21 protein-coding genes are annotated in these 21,013 nt (G+C 42.8%); 16 read left to right on the top strand and 5 right to left on the bottom strand.

Translation table 11 applies throughout. From position 1 onward, the window contains the following. Positions 1-4 precede the first annotated feature (4 nt). The 4 genes from LAQ65_RS14770 to LAQ65_RS14755 all read left to right on the top strand — a co-directional run bounded on the left by LAQ65_RS14770 (position 5) and on the right by LAQ65_RS14755 (position 4,539). Positions 5-790, top strand: coding sequence for a hypothetical protein (locus tag LAQ65_RS14770; protein ID WP_224117763.1), 786 nt, complete (start codon positions 5-7; stop codon positions 788-790). Between the two features lie 43 nt (positions 791-833). Further along, positions 834-1,547: a LolA-like protein gene (locus tag LAQ65_RS14765; RefSeq protein ID WP_224117762.1), complete on the top strand. Its 714-nt coding sequence runs from the start codon at positions 834-836 to the stop codon at positions 1,545-1,547. Positions 1,548-1,628: 81 nt separating this feature from the next. Continuing rightward, the gene (locus LAQ65_RS14760; RefSeq protein ID WP_224117761.1) at positions 1,629-4,040 is read left to right on the top strand and encodes a TIM-barrel domain-containing protein; all 2,412 of its coding nucleotides are present in this window, start codon (positions 1,629-1,631) and stop codon (positions 4,038-4,040) included. A 46-nt stretch (positions 4,041-4,086) separates the two neighbouring features. After that, complete coding sequence (locus tag LAQ65_RS14755) at positions 4,087-4,539, top strand: DUF3347 domain-containing protein (protein ID WP_224117760.1); 453 nt, start codon at positions 4,087-4,089, stop codon at positions 4,537-4,539. A gap of 12 nt (positions 4,540-4,551) precedes the next feature. Here LAQ65_RS14755 and LAQ65_RS21205 read toward each other — a convergent pair whose 3' ends face one another. After that, positions 4,552-4,689, bottom strand: coding sequence for a helix-turn-helix domain-containing protein (locus LAQ65_RS21205; protein WP_224117759.1), 138 nt, complete (start codon positions 4,687-4,689; stop codon positions 4,552-4,554). A gap of 122 nt (positions 4,690-4,811) precedes the next feature. On the opposite strand from LAQ65_RS21205, the gene LAQ65_RS14745 reads away from it, so the two are divergent. The 5 genes from LAQ65_RS14745 to LAQ65_RS14725 are packed head-to-tail and all read left to right on the top strand — an operon-like array spanning position 4,812 to position 12,177. Further along, positions 4,812-5,039: a hypothetical protein gene (locus LAQ65_RS14745; RefSeq protein ID WP_224117758.1), complete on the top strand. Its 228-nt coding sequence runs from the start codon at positions 4,812-4,814 to the stop codon at positions 5,037-5,039. Continuing rightward, positions 5,024-5,413 (top strand): type II toxin-antitoxin system VapC family toxin, encoded by a 390-nt coding sequence (locus LAQ65_RS14740; RefSeq protein WP_224117757.1) that lies wholly within the window; start codon positions 5,024-5,026, stop codon positions 5,411-5,413. The genes LAQ65_RS14745 and LAQ65_RS14740 overlap by 16 nt, the downstream gene beginning before the upstream one ends. 58 nt (positions 5,414-5,471) lie before the next feature. After that, positions 5,472-8,594, top strand: coding sequence for a VPS10 domain-containing protein (locus LAQ65_RS14735; protein ID WP_224117756.1), 3,123 nt, complete (start codon positions 5,472-5,474; stop codon positions 8,592-8,594). 57 nt (positions 8,595-8,651) lie between these two features. Beyond that, positions 8,652-9,041: a (deoxy)nucleoside triphosphate pyrophosphohydrolase gene (locus tag LAQ65_RS14730; RefSeq protein WP_224117755.1), complete on the top strand. Its 390-nt coding sequence runs from the start codon at positions 8,652-8,654 to the stop codon at positions 9,039-9,041. After that, a complete protein-coding gene (locus LAQ65_RS14725; protein WP_224117754.1) occupies positions 9,034-12,177 on the top strand; it encodes a DUF3427 domain-containing protein in 3,144 nt (1,047 codons plus the stop codon). Before LAQ65_RS14730 ends, LAQ65_RS14725 begins: the two co-directional genes overlap by 8 nt. Before the next feature lie 224 nt (positions 12,178-12,401). On the opposite strand, the gene LAQ65_RS14720 is transcribed toward LAQ65_RS14725, so the two are convergent. From LAQ65_RS14720 to LAQ65_RS14705, 4 genes are all read right to left on the bottom strand, one after another. Continuing rightward, positions 12,402-12,866, bottom strand: a complete 465-nt coding sequence (locus LAQ65_RS14720; RefSeq protein WP_224117753.1) for a hypothetical protein — start codon at positions 12,864-12,866, stop codon at positions 12,402-12,404. A 107-nt stretch (positions 12,867-12,973) separates the two neighbouring features. Beyond that, on the bottom strand, positions 12,974-13,543 hold the full coding sequence (locus tag LAQ65_RS14715) for a hypothetical protein (protein WP_224117752.1): 570 nt from the start codon (positions 13,541-13,543) through the stop codon (positions 12,974-12,976). 71 nt (positions 13,544-13,614) lie between these two features. Further along, a complete protein-coding gene (locus tag LAQ65_RS14710) occupies positions 13,615-13,842 on the bottom strand; it encodes a hypothetical protein (protein ID WP_224117751.1) in 228 nt (75 codons plus the stop codon). 12 nt (positions 13,843-13,854) lie between these two features. After that, positions 13,855-14,271, bottom strand: coding sequence for a DUF5675 family protein (locus LAQ65_RS14705; protein WP_224117750.1), 417 nt, complete (start codon positions 14,269-14,271; stop codon positions 13,855-13,857). 317 nt (positions 14,272-14,588) lie between these two features. Between LAQ65_RS14705 and LAQ65_RS14700 the strand changes: the two genes are divergently transcribed. The 7 genes from LAQ65_RS14700 to LAQ65_RS14670 all read left to right on the top strand — a co-directional run bounded on the left by LAQ65_RS14700 (position 14,589) and on the right by LAQ65_RS14670 (position 20,640). Beyond that, a complete protein-coding gene (locus tag LAQ65_RS14700) occupies positions 14,589-15,680 on the top strand; it encodes a hypothetical protein (RefSeq protein WP_224117749.1) in 1,092 nt (363 codons plus the stop codon). Between the two features lie 73 nt (positions 15,681-15,753). Then, complete coding sequence (locus tag LAQ65_RS14695) at positions 15,754-16,011, top strand: hypothetical protein (RefSeq protein ID WP_224117748.1); 258 nt, start codon at positions 15,754-15,756, stop codon at positions 16,009-16,011. Between the two features lie 244 nt (positions 16,012-16,255). Then, positions 16,256-16,816: a hypothetical protein gene (locus tag LAQ65_RS14690; RefSeq protein ID WP_224117747.1), complete on the top strand. Its 561-nt coding sequence runs from the start codon at positions 16,256-16,258 to the stop codon at positions 16,814-16,816. A gap of 455 nt (positions 16,817-17,271) precedes the next feature. Then, positions 17,272-18,306 carry a hypothetical protein gene (locus LAQ65_RS14685; RefSeq protein ID WP_224117746.1) on the top strand — a complete coding sequence of 345 codons (1,035 nt, stop codon included), beginning with the start codon at positions 17,272-17,274 and terminating at the stop codon, positions 18,304-18,306. Between the two features lie 232 nt (positions 18,307-18,538). Next, positions 18,539-19,057: an STM3941 family protein gene (locus LAQ65_RS14680; protein WP_224117745.1), complete on the top strand. Its 519-nt coding sequence runs from the start codon at positions 18,539-18,541 to the stop codon at positions 19,055-19,057. Positions 19,058-19,206: 149 nt separating this feature from the next. Continuing rightward, positions 19,207-19,611, top strand: coding sequence for an ester cyclase (locus LAQ65_RS14675; RefSeq protein WP_224117744.1), 405 nt, complete (start codon positions 19,207-19,209; stop codon positions 19,609-19,611). 99 nt (positions 19,612-19,710) lie between these two features. Continuing rightward, a complete protein-coding gene (locus tag LAQ65_RS14670) occupies positions 19,711-20,640 on the top strand; it encodes an NmrA family NAD(P)-binding protein (RefSeq protein WP_224117743.1) in 930 nt (309 codons plus the stop codon). The last annotated feature ends 373 nt before the right edge of the window (positions 20,641-21,013 follow it).

Below are 21,013 nucleotides of genomic sequence, written 5' to 3'. Positions count from 1 at the left end.
CAGGATGCCTAAAATAGTGGCCATCATTTTCGTAACCTGCTTTTCGCTTACCCTTTTAACGGTGCAGGCCCAGACAGTTGATGAAATTGTGGCCAAATACGAAGCCGCCATGGGTGGCCGGGATAAACTGGCCAGCATCAAATCGGTACATATGGAAGGGGTATCGGTGATGCAGAACGGTAATGAAGTTACTTCTGATATTACCAAAGTGAATAAGGAACTGCTGCGCACTGAAATCAATTTCGGCATGGGCAGCATGACCATGGTCGTGACCGACAAAGGTGGCTGGGCTGCGAGCCCACGCTCCCAGGGCAAGTTTGAACCAATACCCGAAGAGAGGTTGAAAACCATGCAGGCTGAACTGGACCTCTCCGGGCCGCTGTCGAATTATGCGGCTAAAGGTCATAAAGCCGAACTGCTCGGGAAGGATACCGTGAACGGAAAAGAAGCCTATAAAATCAAGCTAACCCTGAATACGGGCAGCGATATCATTTACTTTATTGATGCCAGCAGCTATTATATTGTACGCGACCAGCGCAAAGGTGGTGGTATGATGGGCCGTGGAGGCGGTGGAGCACCTGGTGGCGGTGGTCCTCCAGGCGGTGGCCAGGGCCAGGGTGCGCCCCAGGGCGATATGATGCAGACAACCGATTATGCCGATTTCCAGAAAACTGACGATGGCTATATTTTCCCCTTCGCCGTTAAGCGTGTTGGCATGGGCGGTAGTACCATCATGGAAAAGATCGAAGTCAACAAACCGGTTGACCCCAAAAAATACAAGGCTGAATAAACACACACACTATCAAATAACAAATACAGGGAAAATGAAAACAATGAAACTTGCATTTTTGAGCGCCGCTATATTGGGTGCAGTAACCAGCTTCGCTCAAACTGCAGATGAGGTGGTGGATAAATACATCGCAGCAATTGGCGGGAAAGACAACTGGAAAAAAGTGACTACCGTTATTACCGAAGGTGGCTTCCAGGTGCAGGGTGCTGATGTATCGGTAGTATCTACAGCTGTCCTTGGTAAGGGCACACGCCAGGATATTTCTGTTATGGGTATGACGGGTTACACGATCATTACGCCAACAGAGGGTTGGACTTACCTGCCTTTCCAGGGCCAGACAAAAGCTGAACCAGCCACCCCTGAAATGGTGAAACTGGGTGCCGACCAACTGGATGTGCAGGGTGCACTGGTGGATTACAAAACCAAGGGTCATGCCGTTGAATTGCTGGGTACGGAAGATGTTGATGGCGTTGCATGCTTTAAACTGAAGATCACTTTCAAAAGCGGAAAAGTCGATACCTACTATATCGATCCCAAATCATATTACCTGGTGAAATCTGTTACCAAACAAAGCATCAATGGGCAGGAGATGGAACTGACCACTGCTTTCAGTAATTACCAGAAAATACCGGAAGGATTGTTAATCCCCATGGCTGTTTCCGTTCCCCTGGGTCCCGGTATGACCGCTGATATGGTCCTGAAAAAAGTGGAGATCAACAAACCCGTTGCTGACAGCACTTTCAAACCATCGAATTAATATATACAATACTTAGTCCGGCAATGCACCGCCGGATGGAAGGCCGGATGTTTTGTCGTATTTTAAAGGGTGATTACACCTATGCGACAAATCATTACGGCTTTCTTTTTTTTGCTGGCAACCTCAGCAAACGCCCAGTATAGCACACGCACCCATGGTGGTAGCTGGAGCCTGCAGCAATATTCCGATAAAATACTGCGCATCAGTTTTCGCCCGGCGGGTGACTGGCAGAACTATTTGTTCAGTGATGCGGTGATTGCCAAACCCAAAGCTTTTGCGGTAAACCGGCAGGCAGGCAATTTGCAGGTGGGGGATTGGCACTTGCAGCATGACAGCAGCGCCGGATTGTTGCTGCTGCATTTCGGTAATGTGCAGGATACCCTCCGGCTGGGCTTTTTTGCCGATAGCGCGGAAGCCGGTTTCCGGATCGGCCTGCATACCGGTGAAAGGATTTACGGTGGCGGTGAAAGGGCCATCAGCATGGACCGGCGCGGGTATAGTTTTCCGTTATATAACAATCCCTGGTACGGCTACAGCGAAGGCGCCGATGCCCTGAATTTTTCAGTGCCCTTCTTTTTGAGCTCGCGTGGCTATGCGCTGTTTTTTGACAATCCCTCGAAAGGCTACGCTGATATCGGTAAATCCGACCCGGCTGTTTTTGAAGCCGGCTTTAGCGGCGGCGAGCTGAATGTGTATGTAATTATCGGCGCTAATATGGATGAACAGGTGCGGGCCTTCAGCGGGCTCACCGGCCACCAGCCCCTGCCTCCGCGCTGGGCCCTGGGCAACTTCATGAGCCGCTTCGGCTATAGCAGCCAGCAGCAGGTAGAGGAAACCCTCGCGAAAATGCAGGCAGAAAAATTCCCGGTGGATGCAGTGATCCTCGACCTGTTCTGGTTTGGCGACAGCATCAAGGGTACCCTGGGTAACCTGGACTGGGTGAACAAAACCAAATGGCCCGACCCCAAAGGCATGATCGATAGCCTGAAAGCAAAAAACATCAAAACCATTTTAGTGACCGAGCCTTTTGTTTTAGAAGGCACGAAAAATTATACCGCGTCGAAACCCTACCTGGCAGTGGACAGCGCCGGCAGGCCATACACACTCACCAATTTTTATTTCGGTCGCGGCGGTTTGATAGACCTGTTCCGTAAAGATGCGCGCGAATGGTTCTGGGGCAAGTACCAGGCACAAATTAAATTGGGTGTTGCCGGTTGGTGGGGCGACCTGGGTGAACCTGAAAAACACCCGGCCAACCTGTACCACAATACCCGCGACCTCGGACTGAAAAAACTGGTGCCGGCCGACCTGGTGCACAACCTCTATGGTTATTACTGGAGCAAGATGCTGGCAGAAAAATACAAATCACTGTATCCCAAAACACGGCTCTTTTATTTGAACCGCGCGGGTTATGCAGGCAGTGCGCGATATGGCATCTTCCCGTGGACCGGCGATGTAAGCCGCAGCTGGAGCGGCTTCCGGGCGCAGTTGCCTTTGCTGCAGGGCATGAGCATCAGCGGCGTGCCGTACATCCATTCGGATGCAGGCGGATTCGCGGGCGGCGATAATGATGCAGAACTGTATACACGCTGGCTGCAGTTCGCGGTGTTCACACCCATATTCAGGCCGCATGGTACCAATGTAGGCGCCATTGACCCCGGCGCCATCAGCATCCCTTCAGAACCCGCACTCTGGCCCGATAGCGTAAAAGCCATTGCGCTGAAAGCCGTAACCCTCCGTTACGATTTACTGCCGTATAACTATACCCTCGCCTATGAACAAACGCAGTTTGGCAAACCGCTGGTCAGGCCCATGAATTATTACAGCTATACCGACAGCAACCTGGCCAAAGCCGTTGACCAGTATATGTGGGGGGATGAACTGCTGGTTGCGCCCGTGCTGGAAAAAGGCGCCAGTTCCCGCCGGTTGTATTTACCGAAAGGGGACTGGTATGATTTCTTTACGAACCGCAGGCAGCAGGGCGGCCAATGGGTAGAAGAAAAAACATATGCCGACAGGATCCCGGTGTATGTGAAAGCAGGGTCTTTCGTACCCACGCGCCCCGGGCTGAAAAATACTGCCGACTACAAGACCAGGTATTTAAGGGTGAAACATTACATTGGCCCCGGGTCGTCTGAATTCATGATGTATGATGATGATGGCGCCGATCCCAATGCATTACTGACAGACAACTATGAACGTATTTTTTTCCAATCGCGGGAAACAGGAAATGGCCCGGTCATCACCGTAAAAAGCGGCCATCGGCGTTATAAAGGCCAGGTGGTGAAAAAAAGGGTGGTACTGGAAATAGTGGGATTTGAAGGCCGTCCTTCTTCTGTGAAACTCGATGGACTGCTGGTGCCTTACCAGAATAAATACGAAGAGCGGTCAGGGTTTAAAGGCGATTTTTCTTACTGGGACCCATTGAATCAATACCTGCGCATTGTTTTTGATTATACAGGTAATGAGCAGGAATTTACCATCAGCTACTAAACAGGTTGATGACAGCTATGAAACGCCACATTAAAAATATAAGGCCATGAAAATTTATCTCATCATTGCGACGCTGCTTTTTTCAGCAGTAACACATGCGCAGGAAAAAGACCCGGTGATGCAGGTGATTGACCAGTATATGAAGGTGAAAGATGCGCTGGTAAAATCAGATGCAACTGCTGCTGCAAAGGAAGCAGGGCTGCTGTTAAAAATCCTGCAATCCCCTAAGATGGACAACCTGGCAATGGATATCAAAACCATCGCAGCAACAAAGGACCTCGAAAAACAGCGGGCCGCTTTTGCAAGCCTGTCGGCCGATATGTATATGCAGGTGAGAGCTTCCAAAATACACACAACGCTGTATTACCTGCATTGCCAGAAGTACAATAACGGCAGGGGTGCCAGCTGGCTCAGCAAGGAGTCGGTGATCAGGAATCCTTATTACGGGAATGCGATGCCGCCTTGTGGCAGTATAGTAGAGACCCTCCGTCCAAAATAATTATTGTGTTCTTTATACATGCACCAGCAGCTCCAGTTTCGCCCCCAGGCCTTCATTGATAATGCGCATTAATGTGGATAGCCTGATATCACTTGCGTCGTTTTCAATACGGGAGATATAATTTTTCGTTGTGCCACATTTTTCTGCCAACTGTTGTACACCGGCGAAAAGAAATTTAATTTTTAAGTCCAGTTTTAGGGGAGGCTTACATCACGATCTGCGTTACGTTTCCGGCAGTTTGCGGATCGGGAAAACTTCATTAAATTTACTGTATGCAGGTACAGGTAGACATAGAATTCGAACAACTACTCGAAATTGTAAAGACGCTGCCAGCTGGTCAGTTAAAGCTACTTAAGGCCGAAATTGGCAAGAAAAGAAAAGTTAATAAATCTAAAGCTGATTTAGAGACTATACTTATGAATGGGCCGGTAGCAACGGAAAAGCAATTAGAGATTATTGAAAGTAATAGAAAAGCAATCAGCCAATGGCGGACAAATTGATATTGGTTGATACCTCAATTCTAATTGATTTTTACCGCAAGACAAACAAAGCAAATTCAGCATGGATGGCATTGGTTCGGCAAGAATATGAATTTGCCATTTCCGTTATATCAAAGTTTGAAATTTACTCCGGAGCTACCACAAGTCAATTGACATTTTGGGACAGTGTCCTGCAAAGAATAACTGTATTTCCTTTTGACGAAAAAACAGTAGATAAAGCAGTTGACATAAATAAAGAGTTAAAACGTAAAAGGAAACAAATTGACATTCCTGATCTTTTTATTGCAGCTACTGCGGTACAATTTCAGATTCCGCCTGCCACATTGAACTGGAAGCATTTCGCCAGGATTGACGGTTTGGTGGTAATTGAATAATACAACGATTCTTTTGCGCATTTGTGCCTATTTTCATCATCGTAAATCTTTACAGCACATGAGAATAGCCATCTTCGCCATTTTTACCTGCCTGTCAGTTTCCCTTGTTGCACAGAAAAAGAAAACACCAACACCGGCAGCACCCATAACCAAAGCAGACTCAGTTTTATTCTCCACCACCAAATACCGCCTCGTTGGTCCCTTCCGCGGCGGGCGTTCCGGCGCGGTTACGGGATCCTATAAAAACAGGCAGCTGTTCTACATGGCGTCCACCGGCGGCGGGGTATGGAAGACAGCCGACGGCGGCAGCAACTGGAAAAACATCAGTGACAAATACTTCGGCGGCTCCATGGGCGCCATTGCCGTTGCCCCATCCGATGAGAACGTTCTCTACGCCGGCGAAGGCGAGAATACCTTAAGGGGTAATGTATCCGAAGGCCTCGGTGGCATGTGGCGCAGTGAAGACGGCGGCCGCAGCTGGAAAAATATCGGGCTGAAAGATAGCCGGCATATCATCCGGATAGTGATCCACCCCCGCAATCCCGATATCGTTTGGGTAGCCGTGATTGGCCATTTGTTCGGGCCCAGTGAAGAGCGCGGCGTGTTCAAGACAACCGATGGCGGCAAGACCTGGAAAAAGACCCTCTATATTAATAACCAGACCGGGGCCAGTGACCTGGTGATGGAACCCGGTAACCCGACAACATTTTATGCCGGCACCTGGCGCGTGATCCGCACCCCTTATAGCATGGAAAGTGGCGGCGAGGGCTCCGGGCTCTGGAAGAGTACCGATGGCGGTGAAACCTGGAAAAATATTTCCGCAGCGAAGGGATTGCCCAAAGGAGTCTGGGGCATAGTGGGTGTTGCAGTGGCGCCATCAGATCCCGATAAAATTTACAGCCTGGTAGAAAATGCTAACGGCGGACTATTTGAAAGTGCCGATGCCGGTGAAACCTGGACCCTCCAGAACAGCAGCGGCGATATCCGGCAGCGGGCCTGGTATTACAGCAAGGTCTTTGTTGACCCGAAGAATGAGAACGAGCTCTACGTGCTGAATACGGAAATCAATAAAAGCGTGGATGGCGGCAAAACATTTACAAAGGTGAATACGCCGCACGGCGATCACCACGACCTGTGGATTGACCCGGAAGACGGCAACCGCATGATCGTAGCCGATGACGGCGGCGGTCAGATCAGTTATGATGGCGGTGCGAACTGGAGTACCTATGATAACCAGCCCACGGCACAGTTTTACCGCGTGAGCACAGACAATAGTTTTCCTTACCGCATCTTAGGCGCGCAGCAGGACAATAGTACCGTGCGCATCAGGAGCCGCAGCAGCGGATCGGCCATTACAGCCAGCGACTGGAGCTCTACGGCGGGCTTTGAGAGCGGCTATGTGATTGCGGATCCCCTGAACCCCGATATCGTGTATGGCGGCAATTACGGCGGTTACCTGAGCCGGCTGGACCATCGTACCGGCGAGAACCGCGCGATCTCGGTATGGCCCGATAACCCGACCGGCGCAGGTGCTGATGTACAGCGCTTCCGGTTCCAATGGAATTTCCCGATCTTCTTTTCCCCGCATAACCCTAAGCGTTTGTATTGCGCGGCCAATGCATTATTTGTAACCGAGAACGAAGGCGCAAGCTGGGAGCAGATCTCGCCCGACCTCACCACCAATGACAAGAACAAACAGAAATCAAGCGGTGGCCCCATTACGCAGGACAATACCTCTGTTGAATACTATTGTACCATTTTCACCGCCGCGGAATCTGCGCTGGAGAAGGACCTGCTGTGGACCGGCTCCGACGACGGACTGGTGTATGTAAGCCGCGATGGTGGCAAGAACTGGGCGAATGTTACCCCGCCTGCAGCGCCCAAGTGGATGATGTGGAATGCCATTGAAACCCACCCAACGAAAAAGGGCGTGGCCTATATCACCGGCACGCGCTATAAGCTGGATGATTATACGCCTTATATCTACAAGACAACAGACTACGGCAAGACATGGACCCTGGTTACTAACGGTATCGCACCATTGCATTTTACCCGCGTGATGCGGGCCGACAAAAAGCGCGATGGCCTGCTCTATGCCGGTACCGAGTTCGGGATGTATATCAGTTATGATGATGGCGCGAACTGGAAACCCTTCCAGCTGAACCTGCCGGTAGTGCCCATTACCGACCTTACCATCAAGGACAATGACCTTGTGGTAGCCACGCAGGGCCGCGCCTTTTGGGTGCTGGATGACCTGACTACCGTGCAGCAGTATGATGCGGCGATCGTCAATAAACCCCTGCATGTATTCCCGTTGAATGAAGTATTGCGGATGCAATCGGGCGGTGGTGAATTCCGGAGCAGTCCGCCAACGATAGCCGGCGCCAACCCGATGCCGGGCGCGGTGATCAACTACTATGTGAAAGACAGTGCAGTGTCCGCCTCAGCGATCACCATTTACGATGAAGGCCATAAAGCCATAAAAACATTTACGCCCGATGATAAGGAAAACAAATTAGACATCAGGCAGGGCATGAACCGTTTCGCCTGGAACCTTTTATATCCGGCCGGGGAGAAAATAGACGGCATGATCCTCTGGAATGGTGTGCCCGGTGAGATATTAGCGCCGCCCGGAAACTATTACGCGAAAGTGAAAGTAGGGAAGGATAGCACGGAGCTGCCCTTTGTAGTAAAAGCAGATCCCGTATACAAGATAAGTCCCGCTGATTATGCTGCGCAGTTTGCCTTCCTGAAGCAGGTGCAGGACAAGTTCAATGAAGTGCAGAAAGGCATCAAGGATATCCGTTCCATCCGCAGCCAGCTCACCGATTTCGTAGCGCGCCAGGGCAAGGATTGTCCGGCTGATGTGAAGTCCGCCGCCGATACCCTTTCGAAGCAACTCACGTTGATAGAAGAAGCCCTTTACCAGACCAGGGCCAAGAGTGGCCAGGACGTGCTGAACTTTCCTATACGCCTGAACGACAAACTCGCCGGTGTATTTGGAACTGCCAACAGTGGCCATATGGCCCCGTCGAAACAGTCGCGTGAAGTGTATGCAGATATAGCCGGGAAGTGTGATGTTGAGTTAGCGAAACTGTCGAAGTTGAAGAAGGAAGATCTGGTGAAGTTTAATGAGGTGGCAAGGGAGAAGAAGCTGACGGTGGTGGGGGTGAAGGAGTGAGTACGGCAAATAAAATTTTCTATATTAATCAGTATTGAACTTTTATTGCTTTTTTATATGATAGATGTTGCTTGTGCAATAATTATTAAGGATAATAAGATTTTAGTTGTTCAGAGAAGCGAACAAATGAAGCTTCCATTAAAATGGGAGTTTCCTGGTGGGAAAATTGAGGAAAATGAAACAGCCGAAAATTGTATTAAAAGAGAAATAAAGGAAGAATTGAATATTGAAATAGAGGTGGAATTGAAAATTGATAACGGAGAGTTTGATTATGGTATGTTTTCAATAAAGCTATATCCCTTTATAGCAAAGTATTTAAAAGGCGAATTAATATTAGCTGAGCATAAGGCATTTAAATGGCTTAGGAAGGATGAGCTAAAGGGTTTAGATTGGGCAGCAGCGGACATGCCAGTATTGGAGAATTTTTTAAATGTTTATCATGACTAATTTTGGCCTGTATGAGCAGCTTATTAATAAGTATATATTTTCCAGACTAAATGAAATTGACAGAGATAAGTTTTATGTTCAAGAAAATGAAATTGGTAAAGCCGAAGCAGCGCAGGTGTTATCGCACTATCTTTCAAATATAATGCGCATAGCACTAAATCAAATTAGTGGTGATAATAGTATAGAAAAACAAATTGATCTTGCAAATAGTGTTATTAGAGTATTTATCACTCAATTAAAAGACGAGGAATTCGAAGATGACTTAATAGTGGCACAAGGAAAGATCCTTTCGGCAGTATTTCCAAAAATGGATTCAAAATTTTCAAATTTAGAAAAACACCTAAAAAAAATCACACCATATACTGGGTTATCACAAAGTGAACTGTTCACTGGTAGTAACGTAGGAATATCTCTAGAAAGTGAAATAAAAAAAGAAATACTGTCATCTGATAGGATCAATTTTCTTGTTTCATTTATAAAATGGACAGGCATAAGAATATTTAAAGATGAACTCCTTGAATTTACAGAGCGGGGCGGCCAATTAAATATTATTACCACCTCTTATATGGGCGCAACTGATTTTAAGGCAGTTGAATATTTATCAACTTTAAAGAACACTGAGATTAAAGTTTCATACAATACTGATAATGAACGATTGCATGCAAAGGCCTATTTGTTTTTAAGAAATACTGGATTCCATACAGGGTATATTGGATCTTCAAATATTTCACGATCTGCATTAACTAATGGATTAGAATGGAATGTAAAGGTTACAACACAGGAAGTAGGTCATATAATCGATAAATTCCTGAAAACATTTGAAACATATTGGCATGATAAGGAGTTTGAGCGTTTTGAAACTGAAATGCACAGCGAAAAATTAAAATCAGCGCTTAGCAATGAAAAATTAACCGATAGAAAAAAATCCTTAGTCTATTTTGATATAACTCCACATCCTTTTCAAAATGAAATCCTGGAAAAATTAGAAACTGAACGGCAAGTACACAATCGATATAGGAATTTAATTGTAGCAGCGACTGGCACTGGAAAGACGGTTATCTCAGCATTTGATTATAAAAATTATAAAAGTAAGCACTCTAGTGCTAGACTTTTATTTATAGCCCACCGTAAGGAAATTTTGCAACAAGCCCTTGAAACATTTCGTGGAATTCTAAAGGATAATAATTTTGGAGAGTTATGGGTTGATGGCATTTCTCCAGGGAAATATGATTGTATTTTTGCTTCAGTTCAAACCTTAAATAATAGGATAGAATCTCTTACACTTTCTCCTAATTTTTATGATTTCATAATTATTGATGAGGTTCATCATATTGCAGCTTCAAGCTACCGGCCAGTTTTGAACCGATTTGGGCCAAATATCCTTTTAGGGTTAACAGCTACACCAGAGAGAATGGATGGCGAGGATATTACTAAGGATTTTTGTGATTCAATAGCCGCTGAAATAAGGTTGCCAGAAGCGTTGAATAGAAAGTTGCTTTGTCCATTTCAATATTTCGGGATTACAGATAGCATTGATTTGTCAAGGGTAACCTGGAAAAATGGGAAATATGTGCCTGGAGAACTGACAAAAATTTACACCCAGAATGATAAAAGAGTTGGCCAGATAATAGAAAATTTAAATAAATATCTAAATGATTTGACCGATGTAAAAGCGTTGTGTTTTTGTATTTCTCAAGAACACGCTAAGTATATGGCAGAAAAATTTGCATTGGCTGGATTGAAGTCCGATTACCTCGTTAGTGATTCAATCCGTGATTTGAGAGACGGCATGCGAAGTAAATTAATAAGAAAGGAAATCAATTACCTTTTTGTGGTAGATATTTATAATGAAGGTGTTGATATTCCTGAAATTGATACTGTGCTATTTCTTAGACCAACAGAAAGCCTAACAGTTTTTTTGCAACAACTTGGCCGTGGTTTGAGATTGGCTGATGGGAAAGATTGTTTGACAGTCTTGGATTTTGTAGGTAACTCAAGGCCGGAGTATGATTTTGATGGTAAGTTTCGAGCATTGATAGGAAAAACCAATACATCAATACTAAAGGAATTGGAGGATGAATTTCCGCACTTGCCATTAGGATGTTCCATTATTCTTGAGAAGAAGGCAAAAGAGTACATATTACAAAACATCCGGAATGCAACTTCCTTAAATAAAAATCAACTGGTTAATAAGATCAGGAATTTTGAAAATCAAACTTCACTGCCTCTTTCACTGAAGAATTTTTCTAATTTTTATCATATTAATTTACAACTGATATACAAAAATTCAAATTGGAGTAGATTATGTGTATTGGCCGAGCAGATTGAAGATTACGACCCAGATTACGACAGTGAATTATTTAGAGCGGTAAGTAAAAAGTGGCTTTCGTGTAATTCATATACCTATTTTCAATTTATTCTAACATTGGCCAAAAGAAACTTCAATTTTGATTTCGAAAGCTTTACTGTGGATGAAAAGACGATGTGTTTGATGCTATATTACGATGTATGGCAGGAACCAGGCAAATTTAGTTCTCTTGCGGAAAGTATAATGTATTTAGGTAGAAATAGGTTATTGGTTAATGAGATTATAGAATTAATGGAAATATTGATAGATAGGATTGATTTTTTGGAAATAAATATTCGTCTGCCATATCCACAACCTTTAAAACTGCATAGCAGGTATACCCGAGATCAGATTTTGGCAGCATTTGGTTTTCACACTTTTAATAAAAGAAGTGAAATTAGGGAAGGAGTAGCGTACTCTGTGGAAAAAAATACGGAGTTGCTTTTTATTACACTGGATAAATCGGATAAAGATTTCTCGCCAACCACATTGTATGATGATTTTGCGATAAATGATATTTTGTTTCAATGGCAGTCTCAAAATTCAGTTAAACCGGAATCCGTGAAGGGGCAATTGTACATAAATCACGTTAAGCTTGAAAGACGAATATTGCTTTTTGTACGTGAGAAAAAGGAAGATGAATATAAAAATACTATGGCTTCAGTTTTTTTGGGTGAAGCAAAGCTAGTGGAACACAACGGTTCTAAGCCTATGAACATTGTATGGGAGTTGTCAGAGCCAATGCCGCCATATCTTTGGAAAGATTCCGCGAAAATGGCTATTGGATAAATTTATATCATAAAGGCAATCCTCATTAATATTTAATTAAAGTGCATCTGAAGACTAATATTATTTTTAAAGGAAAGGGTGTTGAACTATAATGTAATTATTGTAGAGAAGTCCAGTTTTGAGCAAACCTACTGGGTTGCAAAAAAGTTAAAGACTGTTCCATCCCTTTTTGTATTAGACTTTAGAGTCAACGAAGGTTAAAATGAAATCATAACACGCATATGTCACCTACCTGTAATTGCAATCCTTACTGATTTCTTGTCAGTTAGTTTAATTGCTAGGTATTCTGCCAATGCTTGAATAAATGCATTTTTTATTTGGGTATCCCACCCATAATCAGTTATCTGCTTCATCAAGGTATTTTCTAAATCAATTTGATTTCCTTCGCTAGCAGCTTCCATACCTAAAAAATAGTGCTTATCGGAAATTGAACTATATGCAAGAATTATCGTTCCGGCAAGGGATTTATTATTTTGTCGTATTAGGTTCATAAAGGTAAAACCATATTTATTGCCTTGAGTTGTAAATGATACGGTATCGGAAATAGAATAGCCTTTTTTTATGTCTAATCCACTTTCAATCGTAGTTTTATAGCCTTTTACTAGGTATAAATATTCTTCCTGTGTTGTATTTTGAGTAAATCCAGAAATGCTAATAATTGATAAAATGGCGGTAAAGAAAAATTTCATGAAATAGGTTTTTCCGTTAAACGATTTTAGAGGAAGAATATTTTCTAAATAGATTAATTTTTATAATTGAATTTCAAATGCTAAGATATTTTCTATTGTTGAATTGATTACAGCCCCTTCATTACCACCTCCAAATGTTCCAGCAAATCCTCTGTTTCCGTTGCATTTGGATTTATTAGCCCGAGCTTTTCCGTTTCCAGCGGGTATTCATCTATAAAGTTTAAGCCTTCTACTTCAGCAAGGCCAAAATATTTCATGGTATTCCTGAATCGTACTTCATTCATGCCCCAATAATGGATGTATTTTTCTTGTGTTACCATTACATGTTCGTAATAATCTTCATCCTGGTAGAAAATGGAAAATTGCAGGTCGGGGTCTTGCGATAGTTCAAGATGAAAGGGTTCGAGTTCATTTAATAAGTGCATCTTATCCATCGCATCACCCAGCGAATAATCTTCTTTACCTGGGCCAAAAACCATGCATACTTCTTCCGGTAACTGTAATATCAGGACTCTGCAAAGTGACCATAAGTTTTCATTGTTGATGTTGATTTGTGCCAGGAAGGTATTTGGTAATAAATCATCGTCGTCTGGACTAATGGTATACCCTTCCACAAGATTTGCAGGTTCTGCCGGAGTGGGCATTTTTATGGTGGGGGGAAGATGTAGTGGTTTCATACTTGCTTTTTTTAATAAAGCCCCGGCCAATGCTTGCCAGGGCTGGCTTTTCACAGGGATTTCCTGATCGCTTATCCCTGCACGGTAATCTGGCTAACGGCCGTGGCTACCGTACCTGCTACCGCTAGGTAGCTGGCAATGGTGGTCACAATGGCCGGAAGCGCCACAGGGGCTGCAATGATGGCGGCACTGATCGCTGCCAGCGCCATGCCAATGTTTCGCAGCTTTACAAAGAATGATGGCGTAGGGGCGTTGGCCCTTTCCACCAGGCTAAGTCTGTCGATCTCGGTTTGTTTCATAGCATTGTCCATTTAAAGGTTAATAATGGCCGGCATTTCCTCCAGCGTAATCCATACCGGCTTGTTGTCTTTGAGTGCAATAAATACCAGGTCCAGCAACTTGTTGAAAGCTTTTCCTGAACCCTTTCCCATGCCCGGTCCCGTGAGTTCCGTAACGGTGGCAATGCAACCCTTCAACTCAGTCCGGGCATTGTTGGCCCGGTGGATGAGTATCAGTTTCCGGATCCCGGTATCCTTCAGTAGCAGGTGATTCTTGTGGCGTGGACTGTACCTCAGTACCACGGGGTACCTGCCTTTGGGAATACAGGATTTCATAGGCGCATTGTTCCGCCAGGGTAACTCAATCGTATAGCATAGGATATCATCAAGGATGCGTAATATGCCGTTCGTACCCGTTTCGTAGTACGTCCGTTGTAAGAGCAGTTCCATGACTATAGGGTTTGTTGCAACTCAGCGGCATTGCCAGCCAGGTCGGTAGCGACAATTTTCACTACCGTGCCAGGCAAGGTGGCATTCTGCTGCGTGCAGAGATATTTCCAATCGCTGCCATTCGGTTCCAGGTATGCAACTAAGCGCTTGGGAAAGGCCGGGAATATGCTATAAAAAGTATAGGAACATGTGGAAACAGGATAGAAAGGTTTCGGGAAAAATAGCCTCCTAAAACGGGACTTTCACCCGTTCTATTCTGGAAGAATTGGCTCAATTTACTGTTTGATTCTTATCATTAACACCTTAAATCTTTTTGTATGCAAGAACAATTAAATGCAACATGGCATAAAGCCTGTAATCAATTTAGTAGCAAGCAAATTCATGAGGATGGGGTAAAGAGCCAGTTGCGTGACGCTTTGAATGCTGAAAAGAATGGATATATCAGCAGGGATATTGATCGCATTAAAAAAATAATGTCTAATAGAAAGGGTCCCGGCACGGGTGGTAAAGGAAATGGCATTGACCGGGTGCCTTTTTTAAGTCCGCCGTTAGGCTGCCAGGGAGGTTTTAATTTTATTACGCAGCAGGATAAAAATTATTTTATAGGTTTTTCGGACCAGGAAACTGTTATTGATTTTGCCGCAAACAACCAGCCCACCCTTATGCGGGGCGACATAAAATTTTTACATCAAAGCGTTGTTCAAACAGTGCCCGCCACCGGTGAGATTTCGCTCGCAGGAGTAACTGGCTATGGTTCAACTCCGAATGAAAGCATATTTCCCGGGCGGGGGATTACACTGTATAGTGGCCTCACGCATGTTTTTGACAGTACTCTTTTTGGCCCGCAGTATGGAGCCATCCAGGCCACTGCGCGGTTATCCCATCCGGAAGGTGGAATTTTATTTCTCAATGCTGGTCCATTAGGTAGTAACGTAGATGGACTAGCTGCTATAATAGTTATGTCTACTATTCAGGTATCAACCTATGATCCGGTCGGTAAAAAATGGTTTCATTCAGATAACTGGCATGTTTGTATTCGGAATGTGGCCATAGGAGCGCCCCGCTTTTACGACAAAGAATATTACGATAAGTATTTTATTTACTTAGGAAACGCTACAACAACTTTGGAGGCCTACGATGAGTTTATTACGCTGACTCCGCAGTACAGCCAGAATGGCAAATCAGATGTTAGTACCAGTGTTCGGTATAGTTATTCTGATAAGCCTGTGTATGTAAATGTATCAGTTGGAGTGTATCCAATTTTAATGGCAGGAAATGAGCATGTTTCAGGTGCCATCATTGCCTGTCAGAAAATGGGGGCCACACCGGTTGCAGTAGAGCCCAATGTTCGGAATTTTGTTGGCGCTCCTTTTGTACTTGATTCGATTCGAATATGTGGGTTGCAGTAAATATACCATCCACCCCACAGTGGAAATGCGGTTTGCCGTCGTACGTCCTCCACTACAAACCAACAATCAGTCATTGGCAACAACCCTGATCCCACTACGTACTGAAAGAAGTGGTTTTATCGAAGAACTTAAACGGGCAAAAAAGGCCGATGACCGAACTGCGATGATCAATTTGTCAAAGAATTATGTCAGTTCACCTGCCTTTATAGGGTCAATTCAATCTGTGGATCCCAAATGGCAGGCGCAGCTCCGTATATTGGAACGGTCGGGTGAGGCCGGCTTTGAAGATTCGTTTAAGAATAACCTGCAGATTATTTTTTCAAAACTATGACAATGGAAATTAGAAAACTACCGCTAACCTTGCATTAGCAAAAGCACGGCGGACTCAATACGCATCGTCGATAATTTCACTGATCAACGGTTGTTTCGGCGACAGAGGTTCTGCTGAAAATTAGTAATATTCAATCAACTATTTATAAAGGATTAGCTTTGGTACCAGGCAGCAAATATTAAATGCCGTGCCTTTGCCAATGCATGTACGTTAGCGGTCAGGCAGTAACAGACATCATGAACTCATGAAGCGACTTAGAAAAATTCTTATTGTACTTTTTATTCTTATCGGAATCTGTGCGTTTTGGTATTGGGCAGACAAAAAGGATTATTTCAATTCTGACTATAGAGATTTGACATCTTCGGAAAAAAGGTCTTTTGAATGGCAAGACGGTGACGACGGAGAAAAATTAATGCAACGGTACAGACAGTATTTCTTTGACGGCCAGTATGCATTTCCCAGACAAAAGGTTACCAAAGTAAAGCTCTTTAGAAACATCCCAATGATAAGTTCGTTGACAAGTAAAACACTAAAACCGGAATATGTTGACAGGTTCACTAACTTCTGTAATGACACAACAAATTTTCATTGGGGTGAAACAACATGGAAACTAAATGAAAGCAAATATTACTGCAGACTATATAATGCAGACGGCAAGGTTTCAGGCAAGATTTACTTCTGCCTTGACGAGTGTGGCATGACAAGTTCGAGACCCTTCTCACCAGCAATGAAGTTTGGAGGTCTTTCGCCAAAAGGCTTGAGCTTTATTCAAAAGTTCTTTAGTGACAAAACAAAATGGGAATAGAATTTAAAACAGATGCTCGAACCGCTAACATTGGGTTTTATGCTATTTGGGCTTGACCAACAATCTTCAGCTAAAAGCAAAGCCAGTCTTTAGTTTGGGCTTGACCAGCATTTTTGCACTTCTGTAAAAAGAATGAACTTTAATTTATAAATTTAACATCGGTTCCGGGCAGGACATTGGCAAATATACCAACAGCATAAAGCCCTGGTCGTTGGCTGCGATTTCTCAAACTTTCGAATTATTTAATGAAGCTAGACAAAAGTTCAATTATAGGTACATGCCGAAATATCCTTCCGGTGTACTTGTTGTTGTATTTTCTTTTCATCAGTAATTATTTTAAATTTTCATTTCCAGTAATAACATTTTTCGTAGACTCACTCCAATATATTTCGGGAAAACTTATTCACCTTATAAATGAAATTTTCATTCATAAAGAATTCGATGGGAATATTACAATGGATGACAATTACTGGCTTTATGTTGCTGTTGTCACTTATTTTGCGTTGTCAATACCCATTGGAGTTATTTGGACAATTGTGGCCGGCAGCAAGGGACAATCAAAACTCTTTTTTTACCTTAACATTTACTCCCGCTATTACCTCGCTTTCATGTTGCTAGATTATGGGTTTGCAAAAATATTTGGAATCCAGTTTGCAGAACCGTGGCCGAATGATTTAATACAACCGCTCGGTAATTTGAATGTGCATAGTTTGTTATGGGATTTCATGGGGGCTTCAAGATCATATAATTTATTTGCAGGGTTATTGGAAGTTATACCGGGGGCTTTGCTATTATTCAGGAGAACTTCTGTTATTGGAGCAATTGCGTCCATCGCAGTGCTTTTAAACGTACTAATGCTGAATATTGGATATGATGTGCAGGTAAAAACAATGACACTGCACCTTATTCTAATCGGAATTTTTATACTTTACCCCGACTTAGATAGGCTTCTAAAATTCTTTTTCCTGAATGCAGATATTCAGAAGAAGCGCGACATGCTGATTATAGAATCAAAATTCAGACCTGCATTGTTAATTTTGAAGTTTATCCTCATTACTTATGTTTTTTTCGTTTATGTCAATGATAAATGGCACGCCAGGCAGAGACGAACTGCCTCAATGAAATCAGTATTAAATGGCATTTATGAAATAAATAGGTTTCAGAATACAAATGAAAAGTTGAGAATTGATGATGGAAATACGAAATGGACAAAGCTGGCTATGATGGATGGTTATGCTACCATTCGGTTTTGCAATGACTCAACATCGGTTTTTATTGCAAAAATTGATACCACAAAGAAAATTGTGGAGTTAAAGAGTCCATATGACAGCTTATTTAAGTCATCGCTCCATTATATCCAAAGTTCAGATCAATACAACTTTAAGGGTGTTTTTGGTATAGACTCAGTTTATATTTCGGCAAAAAAAATTAATATCGAGATGATGCCCTTGAACAAAGACAGAGGTAAAGTTCAATGGCTTTGGTATTAATTAATAAGAGGAATACAAAAATTTTACCGCAGCCAACAAGGGGTTTGGCGTCATGGCGGCTTAACGAATAAATCCTGATCGATATAACATTGCTCGGCGACATATCAATCTGACGAATAAAACCCAGCTATAGAATATATTTTCTTCTTCATATCTTTGATCAGCACCAGTCCCGGCTTACGTAACACGGAATATCGCCACGTCGCTAAGCCCGGACGTTATGCGCAACTTTATGAGCGACACAATTCAGTTGACATATAATAAAGTGTTTGCTTACCTGACATTATCAATGCTTTCTATTGTTCTTTTCATTTTTGTTATCAGGACATTTCAGCTAAGCGACCCTGAAGAAATTGCCATTATGCGCTACTTTGACATTTTCATGATTGTACTAATCATTGTTGTTTGCATAAAATATTTTATTCCGGCAATTAAAGGACAAATTGCGCTTGAGCTAAACAAAGATTGCCTTGTTGACAATATTAGAAATAGAAAAGTCTATTGGAGCAATGTTCAAAATGTGCGACAAGTAAACTTTTCTCGTTCTTTTTCTTCTGGCATTGCAATAGACTTAATTGACAAAGACGCTTTCTATAGTGATCAAAATATGTGGCAAAAATTATTAGGACGGTTTAGCAATTTCTCATACAACACTCCTTTTATAATCCCGTTGCAATATATTTCCGGAGACAACACTGTAATTTTCGAGACACTAAAGAAATATTTTGAAGTTCGTGCGAAAAGCGAATAACATCAGGTTTGCCGCAATGCTGGCATAAGGAATAACTAATAAAATATCATTTAAACAAAAACTAAAATGAAAAAACTTTCTTCTCAGTTTTGCTTCTTACAGCCAGTATCTTTATTTACAGTTGTAGTTTAAATAAACAAGAAATTAACTTGGACGCTAACCGTGACGTTGTTAAAAAATATCATGAAGTATGGAGTAACGGACAAGTGACAGAATTAAACAAAATATTAGCACCAGATTTTGTCCGCCACTTTATAAACGGAATTGAGTGGAAAGGAATTGAAGGGGCAAATAGTTCAATTACAAGTCATAGAAAATCATTTCCAGACTGGAAAGAAGAAATTGTTGACATGATAAGTGAAGGCGACAAAGTGGTAACAAGATATAAATCGACAGGTACTCAACAGGGAACATTTAATGAACTTGACTCGACTGGAAAAAAAGTTACTATCTATGAAACTTCTATTTTCAGAATAGCAAACGGTAAAATAGCGGAGCAATGGGGTTTTCCTGACGCATTAAGTTTGAACAATCAACTCGAAACAAAAAAATAACGTTACATATCCCCACCTGCGGCAATGCAAAACTTTATCGGTCATTGTAACTGACGACACCTAACTAAATATTAAAGACTAACAAACTAAAAGAGTAGGATGAGGAAAATAATAGTAGTAGCAGGTGCGACAGGAAATTTAGGTGGCAAAATTGTAACTGCCTTATTAGATAAAGGAGCAGAAGTAAGAGCAATTGTCCGTCTGGAAACGGACCTTAAAAAAATAAAAGATTTAGAGAAAAAAGGTGTCAATGTTTTTCAGGTAAACACTAGCAATATATCCGAGGTTTCAAAACATTGCATTGGTGCACATTGCCTTGTATCTGCTTTAGCCGGCTTAAGGAAGACTATTATTGATGCTCAACGTGTTTTCTTAGACGCTGCCATTGAAGCAAATGTTTCACGATTTATACCAAGCGATTATTCAAGTGATTTCACGAACTTAAAAGAAGGTCAAAACAGAAATTTAGATTTAAGACGAGAGTTTCACAGATATCTTGAAACAACCCCTATCAAAGCAACAACTATATTTAACGGTCCTTTTATGGATTTATTGACTACAGATATGCCTTTGATTATGTTTAAACAAAAACGCATTCTTTGTTGGGGCAATCCAAATCAAATCATAGAATTTACAACTACTAATAACGTTGCAGAATTCACAGCTGAAGCAGCCATTGACAACAAAACACCAAGATTCCTTAGAATCGCTGGTGACAGACTTTCATGTAACGACTTTGTGAAATTGCTTACTGAACTTACCAATGAAAAGTATAAATTATTTAGACCAGGAGGCATCCGCCTTCTAAATGCTGTTATCACCTTAACAAGATTTATTTCTCCGTCAAAAGATGAACTTTATCCAGCCTGGCAAGGAATGCAATATATGAGAGATATGATGGAGGGTAGAATTATTTTTCAAAAATATGACAACGACAGATATTCAAACATCAGGTGGACATCTGTAAAGGACTTTTTAATCAAAAAAACAACGAACCGCAACAGTACATCCAATTTTTGTGAAACTTAAAATCTGGCAAAATGTCTAAGGCCTGATAACCTGATCACCCGCAACATGCGTGGCGCGCCACATTCCTTAATTTGTATTGGCCTGAAGCCTGCATGAAGCCTTCCATAAGCCTTCCATTTGCCTTCCATAAGCCTGTTTGAAGCCTGCCCGAAGCCCGGAGCGAGCCTAATCCGGGCCGCCGGGAAGCCTAATTAAAGCCAAAATAAGGCCTGATTAAGGCCGAAAATCACCTTGCCGCCTCCATAATAGAGGCTGTAAAATGAACTGTGTCAAAGGTTAACTTTAATGCAGTTTTTTATGCTAGACAAACAACACCCTGATTATGAACGCCTTCAGAAAAAGGCGCTGGAGCAATTACGAACCGGTAAGTCGC

Source organism: Flavihumibacter profundi (assembly GCF_020076305.1).
Classification (GTDB): Bacteria; Bacteroidota; Bacteroidia; order Chitinophagales; family Chitinophagaceae; genus Flavihumibacter; species Flavihumibacter profundi.
This window is presented reverse-complemented; position numbering and strand designations above follow the sequence as displayed.